We start from the raw sequence: 17,847 nt of genomic DNA on the forward strand, positions 1-17,847 counted from the left end.
TTAAATCCTACTAGACCAGCTAGGGGCTGGTAGCCCCAAAGTAACGCTATAGGAGTTGTAACCTCTACTTTCGCCGTCGAAAGACAGTCTCAGCAAGTTAGGAAGTAGATTATACCAATACCGTCACCTTTAGCCTGGGGAGTGTCAATGTCCATTTGTGGTATAAATAAGTGAAAATTGCTGTAAAGTGATGGATTAAAAAGCAAACAAAAATTAGTATGGTAATTTGATGATGGGTTGCAAGCACAAGATTACTTACAGCAGATTGGGCAATAAAGTACAAAGCTAGCAATTTCACCCATACCACCGGAGCTAAGTGTATAATGGTATGTACATCCTTTGATGCTTATCTGAAATCAATTGAAAAAAACCTGCAAAAAGGCAGTGAGCGTAGTCATTACCCAGCATTAAAACATTTGCTGGATGATCCTGCTGAGAGAGTTGATGCGGTAATTGAAGAAAAAGGTAATAAGGCCGGAATCCCAGACTTTACCGTTAAGCGGCGAGATTTGCTCGTGGGTTATGTGGAAGCTAAAGATGTGGGGCTAAATTTAGAACAGATTGAAAAAACAGAGCAGTTGCAGCGATATTTAGAGTCATTGCCTAATTTTATTTTGACTAATTATCTAGAGTTTCGCTGGTATGTGAACGGAAAACCCAGACTGACGGAAATATTGGCAGAAAGGAAAAACAATACCCTGGTAGTGGTAAAAAATCCTGAGAAAGTGGCTGCTGTATTGGATCAGTTTCTTAACTATACAGGGGAAATTATTAACAGTCCTGAAGACCTAGCTAAACAAATGGCCAGGTTAACAAAAGCCATTCGCGGGGCAACAACAACGGCTCTGAAATTAGAAAATATTGAGGGAGAATTGCATCAATTAAAACAGGGATTTATTGAGGTATTGCTACCTAATTTGAATGATGATGAGTTTGCTGATATGTATGCTCAGACTATTTCCTATGGGCTATTTGCGGCTAAAGTGGGTCATGCTCAAAGTCCAGGATCTGAAGGGTTTACCCGCCGCAGTGCCAGTACATATATACCACCAACTAATCCATTTTTAAAGCGGTTGTTTAATACCATGGTGGAAACCGATGCGATGAGTCGCATTGACTGGGCAATTGATGATTTAGTTCAATTGCTGTCCCAAGTGGATATGGGCAGCATTTTAGAAAACTTTGGAGAGCGTACCCGCCAAGAAGACCCGGTAGTGCATTTTTATGAGACATTTTTGGCGGCTTATAATGCGGCTTTGCGAAAAAGTCGCGGTGTTTATTACACACCAGAGCCTGTGGTGTCCTTTCTTGTCCGGTCGGTGGATGCTATTCTCAAAGATAAATTTGATTTACCGTTAGGTTTGGCAGATAATGCTAAAGATCCAGTAACACAAAAACCGAGAGTGCAAATTCTTGACCCAGCAACGGGGACGGGTACGTTTTTGTATGAGGTAGTCAAGCAGATTTATACCAATTTAGAAGAAATTGGCCTGGCGGATCAGTGGGATAGCTATGTGCAAGATAATTTACTTAATCGGTTGTTTGGTTTTGAGTTGTTAGTGGCTCCTTATGCCATTGCCCACTTAAAACTCGGTTTACAACTGATGGAACTAGGCTATAAATTTAAAAGCAAGCAGCGATTAGGAATTTATTTGACTAATACACTAGATGAAGCCGAGAAAAAATCAGATGTTTTGTTTGGTCAGTTTGTAGCACAGGAAGCAAACGAAGCCGCAGCAGTTAAGCAGGATACACCAGTGATGGTGGTTTTGGGTAATCCTCCTTATTCGGGACATTCAGTGAATAAAAGCCCGTGGATGGCAAATTTAGTTAAAGATTATTACTATGTGGATGGTGTGCCATTGGGGGAAAAAAATCCTAAATGGTTACAGGATGATTATGTAAAATTTATTCGCTTTGGTCAATGGCGAATTGATCGCACAGGGTCTGGTATATTGGCATTTATTACTAATCATAGTTATTTTGATAATCCCACATTTAGGGGAATGCGGCGGAGTTTAGAGCAAACTTTTGACGACATCTATCTGATAGATTTACATGGTAACAGTAAGAAAAAAGAAGTAGCCCCCGACGGTTCACTGGATAAAAATGTATTTGATATACAACAGGGGGTGGCTGTGGCTATTATGGTGAAATATCCCTAAGAGAAGGTTGTATTATGACTCGATTTTATCACTTTGATTTATGGGGGTCACGAGAAGACAAATATAGTTTTCTGGAAGAAAATGATGTGACTACAATTCCATGGACAGAAATATTTCCCAAGTCACCATTTTATCTTTTTGTACCCCAAAATCAAGATTTACTGAGTGAATACAACCAGGGCTGGAAAATTACAGAAATTATGCCTACTAACAGTCTTGGTTTTATTACTTCAAGAGATCATTTCGCCATTGATTTTGACCGGGAGTATCTCTACCAAAGATTTGAGGAATTTAGAAATGTTAAGTTATCAGATGATGAAATTAAACAGAAATATCAAATAAAAAATAACAGAGATTGGCAGGTAGAAAATGCCCGGAAACAAATCCGTCTTGATCATGACTGGGAAAAGTGGCTAATAGTTTGCCTTTATAGACCTTTTGACTGGCGGCCTTGTTATTTTAGTACAGTGGCAATGGATTATCCTAGATTTGTATTACAACAAAATATGACTAAGGAAAATTTATCATTGCTTTGTTCAAGGCAGCAAGCTACTCTTGGGTTTTATCATGTCTGGTGTACAAATGTTCCAGCAGAGTCATGTGTAATATCAACAACTACCAGAGAGGTTAATCAAGTTTTCCCTCTTTACCTTTATCCTGATACTACAGATCAACAAGGCAGTTTATTTAAGGAAAAATCGCCTAATCTCAGTTCCAATTTTATCACCGCAATTCGTAAAAAACTGGGTTATGTCCCCACACCAGAAGCTATATTATACTACATATATGCTATCCTCCACAACCCCACCTATCGCCAACGCTACTGCGAATTTCTCAAAATAGACTTTCCCCGGATACCATTAACCAGTAATAATCAGCTATTCCAAGACCTGGGGAAAAAAGGTTCAGAATTAGTGAATTTGCACTTGATGAAATCAAAAAAACTGAATCAGTTAATCACTAAAATGGCAGGTAGTGGTAATAATGCGGTCACAGAAGTTACCTATAAACCCACAGAACAGCGAATTTATATCAATAAAACCCGCTATTTTGAAGGTATTAACCAACAAGTCTGGGAATTTAAGATTGGTGGTTATCAGGTGTTAGACAAATGGCTGAAAAACCGTAAAAAAGCGAAACGCACTTTATCTTTTGATGATGTGCTGCACTATCAAAAAGTTGTGGTTGCTCTCAAGGAAACTATGCAGATAATGGAAGATATTGATCAACTAATTCCCAGTTTCCCAGTTGAATGATTTTTGAATTATAATTTTTACCAGGCAACTGAAGTACACACCATTTATTATATACTGATATTTGTACTAATTCATGGTTAAAACTCCTTATGTTTTAGTCCAGTGTGGAGATCCCACACCATCACAATTTAATCAAGCACAGGTAATTACAGTTCCTATTAATTCTATGTATGCAATGATTCAATTTTTGAATCAGAAAAATAACCAACTAAAAAAACACTAATTTTTATATTTCCATAATCATTTAATTGGGGTAGACCATCAAAAACCATGACATCAGGATATTTCAAAAATCAAATATTAGTCCTAATATTTGCCAAATATTGGTACATCTGCCAACGGGCGTTAACTTCGGCTTGGGCTTGATCTAATAGCTGTTTCGCCAGTTCTGGCTTGGTTTTAGTTAACATCTTAAAGCGGTTTTCTTCATACATTGATTGTTCTACCGACTTGGTGGGCGATCGCATATCCAATTGCAAAGGGTTTTTACCTTGATTTGCCCATTCTGGATGATGGCGATATAACAACCAACGCCCTGATTCTACCAAACATTTCTGGTGATTCATACCTCCACTCATGTCGATGCCATGGGCTATGCAATGGCTATAGGCAATAATTAATGATGGTCCATCATAAGCTTCTGCTTCTACAAAAGCTTTGAGGGTCTGTTCATCTTTTGCACCCATAGCCACACTAGCAACATAAACATTTCCGTAGGTCATAGCAATTAAACCTAGGTCTTTTTTAGGGGCTGGTTTACCACTAGCGGCAAATTTGGCTACTGCTGCTTTTGGTGTGGCTTTGGAGGACTGTCCTCCTGTATTAGAATATACTTCAGTATCCATGACTAAGATATTCACATTGCGACCACTAGCCAAGACATGATCAATACCGCCAAAGTCAATATCATAAGCCCAACCGTCACCCCCCACAATCCAGACGCTTTTTTTAACCAAATAATCAGCAACGGACTTGAAAAATTGGATTTTGGATTTGAGAAGAGGTTGATCCAAATAACTAAGAATTTGATCAAGTTGTTTTTTCAATAATTCTACCCGTTCTCGCTGTTCCCAAATGTCGGCTTCTGTTTTTTGTTCAGCATGAAGCAGAGAATAAACCAGTTTTTCATCTAGTTCTCCGGCTAATTGTTGTAATAATTCTGCGGCCAATTGGGCTTGTTTATCTAGGGAAAGGCGGAAACCAAAACCAAATTCGGCGTTATCTTCAAATAAACTATTTGACCAAGCTGGCCCCCGTCCTTGGGCGTTGGTAGTCCAGGGAGTCGTGGGGAGATTTCCACCGTAAATTGAAGAACAACCAGTGGCGTTGGCAATCAAAGCGCGATCGCCAAACAATTGTGTTAATAGTTTTAAATAAGGAGTCTCACCACAACCTGCACAAGCCCCGGAAAACTCAAATAATGGTTCTTGCTGTTGTTGTTGGCGAATTTGGTTAACTTTTAAATGTAGTCGGTGAGGTGATGGTAATTGTAAAAAGAAGTCCCAATTTTCTCGTTCTTGTTCCCGCAGAGGTAGCTGCTGGGTCATATTAATTGCTTTTTGGGATGGCTGAGATTTATCTTTAGCTGGGCAAATATGTACACAAATGGCGCATCCGGTACAATCTTCCGGGGCGACTTGAATAGTAAATTTTTGCTTAGGAAAACTTTTATCTTTAACATCCACTGATTTAAACTGAGTGGGAGCATTAACTAGTACTTCCTGGGGATAAGTTTTAGCACGGATAGCACTATGGGGACAAACCAGGACGCACTTACAACACTGAACGCAAATATCCAGTTCCCAAGCCGGGATATATTCAGCAACATTGCGTTTTTCCCATTTAGCCGTAGCCGTGGGAAATGTACCATCAGGGGGTAATGCACTCACCGGTAAATCCTCACCACGCCAAGCCATAATTTTCCCCAATACATCCCGGACAAATGGGGGTGCAGCATCTAGTTTTGACTGTTGGGTTTTCGGGTTTAAATTTTCAATTTGAATTAAGGGGGGTATGTTTACTTGATGCAAATTAGCCAGGGTGTTATCCACCGCTTGCAAATTCTTCTCTACGACTTCTGTCCCTTTCTTACCGTAGGTTTTTTGAATAGCTTGTTTAATTTTAGTAATTGCTTCTGTTGGGGGTAATACACCCGCCAATGCGAAAAAGCACACCTGCATAATAGTGTTAATTCTTCCACCCATCCCACTATCTCTGGCTACTTGGTTGGCGTTGATGACGTAGAATTTAAGTTGTTTATCTATAATTTGCCGTTGTACTTTTTCGGGTAAATGTCGCCAAACCATCTGATCATCATAAGGGCTGTTAAGTAGAAAAGTTGCCCCTAAAGTAGCGGTTTTTAATATGTCTATATTTTCTAAAAATCCCCAGTGATGACAACCAATAAAGTTAGCTTGATGGATCAGGTAAGTTGAACGAATGGGCTGGGAACCAAAGCGCAGGTGAGAAACCGTCATTGAACCAGATTTTTTAGAGTCATAGACAAAGTAACCCTGGGCGTAATTGTCGGTTTCTTCTCCAATAATTTTAATAGAGTTTTTATTAGCCCCCACAGTACCATCAGAACCTAAGCCGTAGAATATGGCGCGGACAACGTTATCTGCTTCTAAACAAAAATCTGGGTTAAATTTCAGGGAAGTATGACTAACATCATCGGTGATACCGATGGTAAAATGATTTTGCAGTTGTGGTTGGCCAAGGTGATCAAAAATGGCTTTCACCATCCCTGGGGTAAATTCTTTAGAAGAAAGACCATAACGACCACCGATAATTTTGGGGGTTTTATCCCAGGCCTCATGGATAGCAGCAACTACATCTAAATACAATGGTTCGCCGGCGCTACCTGGTTCTTTGGTGCGGTCAAGCACTGCTATGGCTTGTATTGTGGTGGGTAAGACTGCTATAAATTTTTCTACATCAAAGGGGCGGTAAAGTCGCACCTTCACTACTCCGACTTTTTCCCCTTGGGCGTTGAGGTAATCCACTGTTTCATGGACTGTTTCACAACCTGAACCCATGATAACAATTAGGCGATCAGCGTTACTAGCGCCGTGGTATTCATAGATTTGGTAATGTCTGCCCGTGAGTAGGGCGAATTCATCCATCAGGCGTTGGACAATCGCCGGAGTGGCTTGGTAGTAGGGGTTAGCAGCCTCACGGGCTTGAAAGTACACATCCGGGTTTTGGGCTGTTCCCCGCAACAGGGGACGGTCTGGGGTCAGAGACCGGGCGCGATGGGCTAAAATTAAATCTTGGTTAATGAGCGATCGCAATTGCTCATCTGACAATAACTGGATTTTTTGCACTTCGTGGGATGTGCGGAAGCCATCAAAAAAGTGCATAAATGATACACGGCTTTCTAAGGTAGCCCCTTGGGCAATGAGTGTAAAATCATGGCTTTCTTGCACAGAAGCGGAACACAACAAAGCAAAGCCTGTGGCGCGGGATGCCATGACATCGCTATGATCACCGAAAATTGATAAAGCGTGGGTAGCCAGGGAACGGGCGGCCACATGAACCACAGTACTAGTCAATTCGCCGGCGATTTTGTAGAGATTGGGTATCATGAGTAATAATCCCTGGGAAGCCGTGAAAGTGGTACTCAGGGAACCCGTTTGTAATGCCCCATGCACCGCCCCAGCTGCACCTCCTTCACTTTGCATCTGCACCACACTGGGGATAGTATTCCAGAGGTTGGGGTGATGTGCTGCTGACCAAGTATCTGCCCACTCACCCATGGCTGAAGAGGGGGTGATGGGATATATGGCAATGACTTCATTTAATTTGTAGGCAACACGGGCTACAGCTTCATTCCCGTCAATGGTTGCAAAGGTTTTATTCATAGGGAACAGAGAACGGGGAACAGGGTTTTGATGATTTATCTTGGTGAAACCTTGATTTAGTCAGCCCTATTTAGATTTTCAGTTTATATTTTATATGACGCTTATATTCTTATATATTTAATATTAAATATGTACTCATGTTTTATCGGCTTTGATTGCTGGGCTTTTGCGGTGTTTGTTTATTTGGGATGGGGTGGAGGTGCGAGAGTTTTTAATTTGCAGAGACTCACCACCACCGAGTATGTATAATTTTTGAGTAAATATTAACAACTCTGTAGTTGTGTTAATAAAACCACGATTTCATCTATTGATTGGCGGACAACTCTAGCGGGTTGTTTGGAATGATTGACTATTATACTAAAAGCTAAAGGCTGATAATCAGGCGGGTTGACATATCCTGATAAAGAAACTACACCCGTCATTGTTCCTGTTTTAGCCTGAACGATTCCTGTAGCTGGAGTGTTACGCAAGCGATTTTTTAAAGTACCGTTGACACCTGCAACAGGTAAAGAGGCGCGAAAAATTTCTGCTTGTGGTGATTTTGCCATAGCTGCTAAAGTTTGCACTAAGGCTTGGGGGCTGATTAAATTTTTGCGAGATAACCCGGAACCATCTACTAATATATAACTGCTGGGATCTACTCCTAATGTGGTTAAGGCGTTCTTGACAACTTCTAAACCTGCATCGGCTGTAGTTTGATGATTTTTTACTGGTTGTTGAATACCTAAAGCTCTTAGCAAAGCTTCAGCATACAAATTATTACTATTAATATTTGTTTCCATTAATAATTGAGATAATGGTGGTGATTCAACTGCTGCTAGCTCTTGTTGGTTGTTTTCACCAGTACTGTTAGATATATCTTTGACAGCAATTCCTGCTTGAACTAAAACTTGACGAAAGTGGCGCAAAAAGTTTTGAGTCGGGTCAAACACAGCTATAGCCCTGATGTTAGGCTGTGAATTTACTGCCATTTGCCCTTTAATCCGCAACACTGGACTTTTTAAGTCGCGAGTAATGGTCAGGAATCCTGATTGATCTTTAAGGGTAGTTACAGAATTATTTTCTACTCGCCATTGATATGCTTCAAATGGTTGATCCCATTTGATTTGTAATGGTTTTCCTAGAGTTTGGGGGGAAACCGTCAATACAGAGGCGTTTTCATTGACTATTAAACTGTTGACTGGTGCGCCATAATCAGCTTGTAGGTCTTCCCACTCCCAACTGGGGTGAACAGTTTGTCCTTGAAAATAACTATCATCCCCTACTAATTCGTTAATTTGACTGATACCCTGCTGGCGTAGTTGTTGAGCTAATTCTTGCAGTTGAGGAAGCTTTAAGCTGGGATCTCCTCTACCAACTACACGCACAACCCCATTTTGATCTTGATAAACAGAAGTGCGAATGCGAAAGTTTGCCCCTAGTTGCTGTAAGGCTGCGGCAGTTGTTAGTAATTTAGTATTAGAAGCGGGTTGAAAGTATTTTTCTGCATCTTGATCATAAAGGGTTTGTTGAGAAGCTAGATTTTTAACTAAAATTCCCCAACGCACTCGATTAAATTCAGGGCTGTTGGTTATGTTTTCTACAGCTAGTTGGAGTTGGGCGGGACAAATTTTTTGGGTGGTGGTTGCTTTGGCTATTTGCTGGGTGATGGTGATCTGGGTACTTAGTGATAAGAACACCAAGCTAATGCTGATTGTTTTAAACATTTTCAATATAAATTTTGGCGTTGCTGATTGTTTGAATTTGTTGCACCCAGAGGCGCTCCAGGGTCTGAGAGTAAGAGTTGGAGAGGTATTTTATATGACAAAAACGCAGAGAGTCAGTTCCCCTGCGTATAAGTTTAGTTAGGTTTAACAGATGGTCAACCTATTTTTACAATTTAGTTCCACATTCTGAGCAAAATTGGTGGCTGGGAGGGTTGGTTGTGCCGCAATGGCTACAAGAAGTTGGTTCTACTGCGGCTTTGGGGGGCTGCATGGGTAAACCAATCATTTGAGCGTTGCTTTTACCAGGGGCTACCATGGGGTAACAATTTTCGTCTTTGGTAACTCGAACATCAACTACTACTGGCCCGTTATGGGCTAACATTTCGGCAATTCCATCTTTTAATTGATGGCGATCGCGGATTACCATGCCTTTAATGCCATAGGCTTTGGTCAGATGTTCAATGTCTGGCATTCCTACTTCCATATTTGAGCATGAGTAACGCTCTCCATAAAAGGCTTGTTGCCACTGGCGCACCATACCTTGCCAGCCGTTGTTTAAAATTACAGTCTTGACATTAATGCCATACTGTGCTATTGTTCCCAGTTCTTGCAAACACATCTGGAAACTAGCATCACCACTGATACAAATCACTTCTTCATCAGGGAAAGCTACTTTTGCACCCATAGCCGCAGGTACACCAAAACCCATAGTTCCCAAACCAGCACTAGAAATCCAGCGTCTAGGTCCATTTTTGAGGAATTGGGCTGCCCACATTTGATGTTGACCTACGTCTGTGGTGTAGAAGGCGTGGGGGGCTTGATGACCAATTTCTACAATTACCTCTTGGGGTGAAATGCTGTCTAGGTGGTGAGGTACTATGAGGGGGTAGTCTTGCCGCCAACGGTTAATTAAATTTAACCACTCTTGATTTTTGTGTGGGATGTTCTTGATCCCTGCTTCTTCACAGCGACGCAATAAATCAATTAAAACATTTCGCACATCGCCAACGATGGGGACTTCTGGAACTCTATTTTTACCAACTTCTGCCGGGTCTATATCAATGTGAATTACTTTGGCGTGGGAGGCGAACTGATCTAATTTACCAGTTACGCGATCGTCAAATCTTGCCCCGATGCAGATTAACAAGTCGCAATCTGTCACTGCAAAGTTAGCATAAGCTGTACCGTGCATTCCCAACATTCCCACAGATAGGGGATGATGTTCGTCAAATGCACCGATCCCCATCAATGTTGTAGTTACGGGGATATTAAATAACTCCGCCAGGGCTTTAATTTCTGCATGGGCATCAGAGGCGATCGCCCCTCCACCCACATACAATAGGGGACGGTGGCTATTGCGAATTAACTGAATTGCTGCGTTAATTTGGCGGGGATTACCCTTAACCGTGGGACGATAGCCGCGTAATTTTATTTTTCCCGGTTCTACGGGTACATAATCACATTCTTCCAAAGCCACATCTTTGGGCACATCAATCAAAACCGGGCCTGGTCTGCCGGTGCTGGCGATGTGGAAGGCTTCAGCCACAATGCGCGCCATGTCTTTGGCATCCCGCACTAAATAGGAATGTTTAACTATGGGTAGGGTTATTCCGTAAATATCAGTTTCTTGAAACGCATCTGTGCCGATTGATGCCCGTGGCACTTGTCCTGTCACCACAATCATGGGAATCGAGTCCATGTAGGCTGTGGCAATACCTGTGACTAAGTTTGTTGCCCCTGGTCCAGAAGTACCAAAGCATACCCCCACCTTCCCAGTGGCGCGGGCATAGCCATCAGCGGCGTGGGCGGCACCTTGTTCATGGCGAACTAGAATATGTTTAATTGAGCCGGTTGCCTCTACTTTATATAGATCATCGTAAATGGGCAGGATTGCCCCGCCTGGATAACCAAAAATATATTCAACTTCATGGCGCAGCAGACTGTCAAGCAGAGCAAAACCACCAGTTGCACGCTTGGGCGCAACCACCGGCGATTTAGTAACACCAGACTGATTGTGATTTTCGGTTTGTGAGGGACTAGTTAGGGATGGCAAGCGCACGGTCACGGTCAAACCTCAGACGATAGCTAAGTTAACACGTAAATTCTGTAATTAGTATTCCATTCTAATGGAAAAATTGCACTTTAGCCCTCTAGATAAATATAAATATCGACATAAACAAAACTCAGAGAATGTTTATTGTTCATCAAAAACCCTATAGGTGAAGCTGCCATGCAGACCATAGGGAATATGATGACGGAGATGTAGTCTAGCAATGGCACCTTGATTAATATTACTGGCATCCAATATCACTAAGTCTGAGCGATGATGGGCAGCATCATAAACCAAGGCTAACACCCAGCCATCATCTTCTTTTTTAGCACCTGGACGGGTAACAAAAATCGGCTCACTCATAAAACCACGGGGTGCAGCACTCCAAACTTGTTTTTCTCCAGACTTTAAATCAATTTTTAGTAATGCTTGCAATGGCGCGTTACCTGTTGGCTGATCAGCCGCACACAAGTATAAATATTGATAAGGTCGTCCCACGACTTCAGGATTTATGCTAGGAAATTCACAACACCGACTAGAAATCATCTCTTGTCGAACTGTGCTATCCTGAAGATTGAGATGAAATCGACATAATTGACCGGGTGAAATTGCTTCAAAGTTTACTTCTCGGAAATCACTTTCTGGCTCAACTTCTGGCAATGATTCGTAACAAATGGAGTCAATCACAATTTCATCACCTAATTCAAAGGCGTTAGCATGGTGGAAAACAAAGCCAGACTGAGTTTCTAAAATTTTTACCTTTGTTTCCCCTGCTGGAAATTGACGAGGAATAACTATCATCCGAGTGGGTTGATTTGGCTGAAACTTAATACATTCTCCAGCTGCACGTATTCCCAAAGCAAAGGGTATAGGATTAAAAGTAACAGGATTTTGAAAAAAGATACAGTAGTGGGGAGTAATTACAAAATCGTGAATGAAACAGAAACCCGGAACACTGTGAGCGTGTTGTCTGACAACTTTGCCGTCTGGGTTGATTTCAAAAATAGTAATTGTGGTTGATAGTCCCGGTTTAATGGAGAAATTTACTAGACAAGGTGCGCCACTGTCTTGCTCACAACTAGGGTCAATGCGGGGATGTGCGCCGAAAGCTTCACCTGTGGATAAAACACCGTTAAAATATTCTTTACCTAAAGTTGCCAATGTATGGGGATCAAGATGATGGGGTTCCGCCGCTTCCCATAGTGCTAACAGTTTACCACCCCAATATATAACGTTGGTATTGGCAATGTTTTTAAGTTTGAAGTCGAAAATATTAGCTAACCAACCGCCTGGTTTTTGCGTACCAAAGACACCTCGATAAAGAATTTTTCCCGCTTGCTGTTCTGCTAAATACCCTTCAGTACGGACAAACCGGTTACGGAAATGGGCGCGACCATTGACAAAGCTGATGCGGCTAATCATACCATCACCATCAAAGGGGTGATGAATATACTGTCCGTTTACATCCAGTAAACCGGGGCCATTTCTAAATAATGTACCTTGTAATTCTGGGGGAATTTCTCCTTCTACATTATCAATCTCATAATCAAATTCTTCGGTAAGGGATTTATACCCTCCCTGCCAATCGCCACGAGTGTAAGATTTTTCAGTTTTTAGAGTTTGCATTTGCTGATTTAGTTTTAAGTTATTGGGTAATTTTTGACTCAGTTAATTCTGAATCTGGCATTAAATTAAGTAAAAATGCTTATTCTCCATTGGTGACCGCAACAGGCTGTAATGTCTGTGACTCAGTTTCTGGGTCGTTGGCGGGTAACCAATTAATAAAGGGTAGTGGTAATAGTGTGCTGAGGTTCGTAATAATGACTAATAGCCACATCAGGTCAAAATTATTTTCGGTGATACCCAGCCAACGCATGAGAATACCTCCGAATTGATAGGAAAGTATTCCTGCCAAGTTGGAAACGGACATTAGTAAGGCAAATAATGTGGCTTCTATTCCTGGGGGACACAATCTCGCTGCTAATACCAACACTGGCATATAGGCTATTTGCCCCATGACAGTGAGGATGAGACTATCACCCAAACTAAACCAGTGGTCATCTATACCCAAAACTCGGTTAGTGTGTGTGACCAGCAGCAGCATTGTCATTCCCAAGGCTGATGAAAGAACTGTACTCCAAGCGAAAATCTTGCGAAATGAAACACTTTTGAGGTAGCGTTGAAAAATCAAAACGCCAAGTAAAGAAGCAGCATTTACTACCAGTCTTACCCAGCCTAAAAATTCTGGTTGAAAATGTAGTTCGTTGGTGCTGAAGAAGAAAAAGGCTGACTCAGCTGTTGGGGTGGCTAGCCAGATAAATACAAAAACTGTAGGTAGCCAAATTGCCTTTTGGCTTATTGCTTGGCGCAGTTGCTGCAGTTGCTGCTTAATACTGAGAGAATTGTTGCTCTGAGTATCTGTGGCATTTTTGTCAATGGGGGTTTCGGCTATTAACCAAGCTATTGCAGAAACTATGAGCGGAAATAAGGAGGTAATTAAAAATACTGTATGTGTTGTGAAATATTCTAGCAGCATTCCGCTTAAGTAAGCAGTGAGTAAACCTCCAAAGGCGGAAGCACCCCAGCACAGAGATTGTAGTGAACCAACTGTTGCTTGGGACTCTACTCTTGCTCTCTCCACAACTAATGAATCAACTATAACATCACTGGCAGCAACGGAAAGACAACCAAGGGCGATGGCCAAGGTTGCTGACCAGCCACTGTGAACTATAGTCGCCAGACTGATCCAAGAAATGGCTCCTAAAATTCCAGATATTATTAAATACGGACGGCGACGGTAGCCGAATATGGGTAAACCATCGGAAATAAAGCCAAATACTGGCTTGATAATCCAAGGTAGGGTGGCAATTCCAAAAAGAGTCGAAACTTCCGCCGGACTCAACAACAATTCATCTTTAAGAAAAAAGCTGATGGACAGACGGGCTAACCCTAAAATTCCTTTGACAAAGTAGACGGTCACAATTGCAACTAACTCGGTGCTGGGTTCATGACCCAAGAAAATTTTTTTTTGCACTGAGTTCTTGACTTTGGTCAAACCTGGGAAGTCAATCAGCATTTGATAATTTTTTTTAAGTTTTGTCTACTTTCCTATCATATATGTTTTTGACTATCTAGGTTTTGGTCATGATGATCATTTTTTAGGATTTGCTGAAAAAGTTATTTGTAGAGATAGGCTTATTACTCATAGCAATAACGGCGTTTTGACCACCAAAGCCAAAGCTGAAACATAACACGTTTTGCACTTGAGTCTCACGTGCTGCCATGACTAGATTTAAATCAAACCCAGGGGTTTGTAATCCTACGCACGGGGGGAGTGTGTTTCTTTGCATTGCTAAGAGTGAAAATGCTACACCTAAAGCTCCAGATGCTCCTAGAGTGTGACCTGTAGAGCCTTTAGTAGAACTGACTGGCACTGGATGGGAAAATATATTTTGTATAATTTTGTTCTCTAACTCATCATTTAGCTGTGTAGCTGTACCATGAGTATGAATGTAATCAATATCAGCTGGTGTGAGTAAACTTCGTTTTAGACATTGCTGAACAGCAGCGATCGCAGTTTTTCCTGTAGATTCTGGTTTATTACCATGATAAGCATCTGTTGTCAAGCCAAAACCAAGAATATTGCCATAAATTTTAGCTTGACGCTGTTTTGCTAATTGTGGCGATTCTAAAATAAACGCTGCCCCACCTTCACCTAATACCAATCCTTGTCGGTGTAAGTCAAAGGGATAAGCCCCTGTTTTTGCCAAAGCGCCCATTTGTTGAAACCCTGACAAGGTGAGGGGTGTAATTGGGGCTTCTACAGCACCCGCGATCGCTCGTTGACATTGCCCAGTTTCAATTAGTAAAGCGGCTTGAGCAAGGGTCCAAATACCTGTAGCACAAGCGGCCATGGGTGCTAAAACTATGCCAGATGCACCGATTTGGCGAGCCGCCGCCATGGCGTTCATATGAGGTAAAAAATCTAACCAATTTTCTATTAATACTCTGTTACTATTAAAAGCTGTTTGGTGGATATCATTTCCATATATTTGCCGCGCCAGCAACTCCCAGGAACCCTGATGACTGCGGCTTGATCCAATCACCACAGCACAATCAGGTAAAGGTGGAACTAATCCAGCGTCTTTTAATGCAGCATCGACAACCAAATCAGTCAAAGTTTTTAATTCAGCAGGTTGTTCACCAATCAAACCCAGAGGATATGGTTCCAGTTCGGAAAATGGTTGATGCCATTGAATACCAGATTTACCTGCGATTAACTTTTGCCAGCTATCTTCTAAGCTGCTTCCCAAGGCAGAGACTAAACCAATACCAGTGACAACAACCATTTCCAGAATCAGGTAAGGGCATAGTATTTTAGACTACAGTAAAATCCCAAATCCCAAATCTAAAATCTAAACTTCCCCGGGTTTAAGATTTTCTGCGCCTTGAGTTACCTTAGCCGATTCAATGCGATCGCCTTTCTGAATTTTGTTAACCACATCAAAGCCCTCGGTAACATAGCCAAACACAGCGTAGTTACCATCCAAAAAACCTAAATCTGCCAGAGCAAAGTAAAACTGAGAGGAAGCAGAATCCGGCGATTGCGATCGCGCCATTGCTATTGCCCCCTGTTTATGTTGCAACTCAGGTGTTTGGGTAATTGTTTTGCTATAAACTGGGCTTGCCTCGCCTTTGGGCTTAATTTCTAAGGGTATCCGACGTTCTGACCCCGTTTTTGGATCAACGTAACCGCCTGTTCCCAGTCTATTAGCTGGGAAGTTCGGGTTTTTGCCTTGGGGATCGCCCCCTTGAACTACAAAAGGTTGGGGGTTGCGCTCAACTCTATGGAAAGCTAACCCATCGTACACACCTTTTTGGACTAAATCTACAAAATTGCCAGCTGTAATGGGTGCATTAGTGCCGTCCACCTCAATAGTAATGGGGGAACCGTTAACAGTCATCACCACAGTGGCTTTACCTTCGAGGCGTGGTAAATTTTTCATTCCTGGAATATTCTTACTTATGGTTTCGGATACAGATTGTGTCTCAGCTACTGCTGAGTTAGAAGTAACATTCTGTGTTGAACATCCTCCCAACATCAAAGCGCTGACTATCAAAAACGCAACTAGAAATTGTGAAACTTTTAACCGCATAGTCAATTAATGACTCAACCAGAGTATCTATTATTTGAATTTCTTAGAGTCCTTCCAATGGTACTCCCAAAAAGCGGGCTAGTTCTGCTCCTGTAGTTTCTAACTCTGCTAGAGATAACGGTTGACCTACCCTTGTTAAAGGAATATCTCGCCGACCCTTCACCCGTAGGTACAGCGCACGACGAGGGTTGAGACCTTCTTTAATCTCTATGCGCACAGACCGCACGTCAGGAATCTGACAGTCAATTTCAATGCGGCGATTTTTGCCGGGAAATCCCCAACGAAAGATTTTTATCCCACCAGTTTCCTGATTGAAATCATTGTAGCCTCCTCCTACATCCCACAAAATAACCAGCCATAGATATAAGGCTAAAAGTAAGCCCGCACTGCCATATAATCCCATAACCAATCCTTGGGGTACAAAGATCAGTTGAGTTGGATCAGTAACTATGAGTAGATTTACCTGCAAGTAACTTGATATCCCTGCCAACAAAAAGCCTGTGGCTCCCAATGTAACGATAGTTGCCCACCAGTAGTTGCTGAACCGACGAGAACCCAACACATTTTGATGCAGGGTAAGGGAATACTGGCGATCGCCATGGGGGGAATCGCCTTTGTTAATTGTTGTTGATGCCGTCATTGAACTACCTTGGCCTGTGAGTTCTTCGCTATTCAAGTTTGCCATTTCCGGGGCTGGTCTTGCAAGTTAAGGGATCAAATTTTTCAGATTTCTGAGAAAAATTGTGTCAGATTGTTAAAATTATGATATTTATAATAAGTAGTAGGTTGGTGTTAAATACCTAATTTACTCTAGCCCACTAGGCTAAAATCCAAAATAATGTGATAAGTTAAGAATCATTAAGCTACCAGAGGCTAAACCATAAGCCAAAGGTAGGTGTAATGAAGTAACTCTGAGAAATCCCCCTCGTCAAGACGGTAACTTCTCAGGTTCTCAGAAGCTTTTGGGCTGCACCAGATGCTGAAAAAAACGTTAATTCCTCCTTGCAGTCGCATTATGTCGGGACAATTGCCGACGGCGTTGCTTAAAAAACGTTGCAATTTTAGTAAAAGAGGATTTTAGTTCAATGACCATCGCAGTTGGACGCGCCCCCAGTACAAGAGGGTGGTTTGACGTACTAGACGACTGGTTAAAGCGCGATCGCTTTGTATTCGTAGGCTGGTCAGGGGTTCTTTTATTCCCCTGCGCTTACCTAGCATTAGGCGGTTGGCTAACCGGTACCACCTTCGTTACCTCTTGGTACACCCACGGATTAGCTTCATCCTACTTAGAAGGCTGTAACTTCCTAACAGTAGCAGTATCTAGTCCTGGAGACAGCATGGGACACTCCCTGTTGTTACTCTGGGGACCAGAAGCACAAGGAGACCTCACCCGTTGGTTCCAATTGGGTGGCTTGTGGTCATTCGTAGCCCTACACGGAGCTTTTGGATTAATTGGCTTTATGTTGCGCCAATTTGAAATTGCCCGTCTAGTAGCCATCCGTCCTTATAACGCCCTCGCCTTTTCTGCGCCCATCGCGGTATTTGTCAGCGTATTCCTGATGTACCCCTTGGGACAGTCTAGCTGGTTCTTTGCTCCCAGCTTTGGTGTGGCTGCCATCTTCCGTTTTCTATTATTCTTCCAAGGTTTCCA

General features: G+C 42.1%; 11 protein-coding genes. 3 read left to right on the plus strand and 8 right to left on the minus strand.

All coding sequences use genetic code 11. From position 1 onward, the window contains the following. The first annotated feature begins 323 nt into the window (after positions 1-323). Both NWP17_RS10955 and NWP17_RS10960 read left to right on the plus strand, forming a co-directional pair. Entirely contained in the window at positions 324-2,165 is a 1,842-nt protein-coding gene (locus NWP17_RS10955; protein ID WP_280654942.1) for an N-6 DNA methylase, read from the plus strand. 14 nt (positions 2,166-2,179) lie between these two features. After that, the gene (locus tag NWP17_RS10960; RefSeq protein ID WP_280654943.1) at positions 2,180-3,421 is read left to right on the plus strand and encodes a type ISP restriction/modification enzyme; all 1,242 of its coding nucleotides are present in this window, start codon (positions 2,180-2,182) and stop codon (positions 3,419-3,421) included. A 293-nt stretch (positions 3,422-3,714) separates the two neighbouring features. Here NWP17_RS10960 and nifJ read toward each other — a convergent pair whose 3' ends face one another. The 8 genes from nifJ to NWP17_RS11000 form a co-directional block, all read right to left on the minus strand. Beyond that, complete coding sequence (gene nifJ, locus NWP17_RS10965; RefSeq protein WP_280654944.1) at positions 3,715-7,284, minus strand: pyruvate:ferredoxin (flavodoxin) oxidoreductase; 3,570 nt, start codon at positions 7,282-7,284, stop codon at positions 3,715-3,717. 263 nt (positions 7,285-7,547) lie between these two features. Beyond that, positions 7,548-8,990, minus strand: coding sequence for a D-alanyl-D-alanine carboxypeptidase/D-alanyl-D-alanine endopeptidase (dacB, locus tag NWP17_RS10970; protein WP_280654945.1), 1,443 nt, complete (start codon positions 8,988-8,990; stop codon positions 7,548-7,550). A gap of 166 nt (positions 8,991-9,156) precedes the next feature. Then, complete coding sequence (gene ilvB, locus NWP17_RS10975; protein WP_280654946.1) at positions 9,157-11,055, minus strand: biosynthetic-type acetolactate synthase large subunit; 1,899 nt, start codon at positions 11,053-11,055, stop codon at positions 9,157-9,159. Between the two features lie 129 nt (positions 11,056-11,184). Then, positions 11,185-12,666, minus strand: coding sequence for a carotenoid oxygenase family protein (locus NWP17_RS10980; protein ID WP_280654947.1), 1,482 nt, complete (start codon positions 12,664-12,666; stop codon positions 11,185-11,187). 79 nt (positions 12,667-12,745) lie between these two features. Further along, positions 12,746-14,116, minus strand: coding sequence for a folate/biopterin family MFS transporter (locus tag NWP17_RS10985; RefSeq protein WP_280654948.1), 1,371 nt, complete (start codon positions 14,114-14,116; stop codon positions 12,746-12,748). Between the two features lie 82 nt (positions 14,117-14,198). Next, positions 14,199-15,389, minus strand: a complete 1,191-nt coding sequence (locus tag NWP17_RS10990; protein ID WP_280654949.1) for a beta-ketoacyl-ACP synthase — start codon at positions 15,387-15,389, stop codon at positions 14,199-14,201. Between the two features lie 66 nt (positions 15,390-15,455). Then, complete coding sequence (locus tag NWP17_RS10995; RefSeq protein ID WP_280654950.1) at positions 15,456-16,196, minus strand: peptidylprolyl isomerase; 741 nt, start codon at positions 16,194-16,196, stop codon at positions 15,456-15,458. Between the two features lie 43 nt (positions 16,197-16,239). Further along, the gene (locus NWP17_RS11000) at positions 16,240-16,836 is read right to left on the minus strand and encodes a photosystem I assembly protein Ycf4 (RefSeq protein WP_280654956.1); all 597 of its coding nucleotides are present in this window, start codon (positions 16,834-16,836) and stop codon (positions 16,240-16,242) included. 445 nt (positions 16,837-17,281) lie between these two features. On the opposite strand from NWP17_RS11000, the gene NWP17_RS11005 reads away from it, so the two are divergent. Beyond that, positions 17,282-17,847, plus strand: a 566-nt coding sequence (locus tag NWP17_RS11005) for a photosynthetic reaction center family protein (RefSeq protein ID WP_483413724.1), incomplete at its 3' end; no start/stop codon positions are given.

Origin of the sequence: Chrysosporum bergii ANA360D (assembly GCF_029891735.1) — a bacterium.
Lineage (GTDB): Bacteria > Cyanobacteriota > Cyanobacteriia > Cyanobacteriales > Nostocaceae > Umezakia > Umezakia bergii.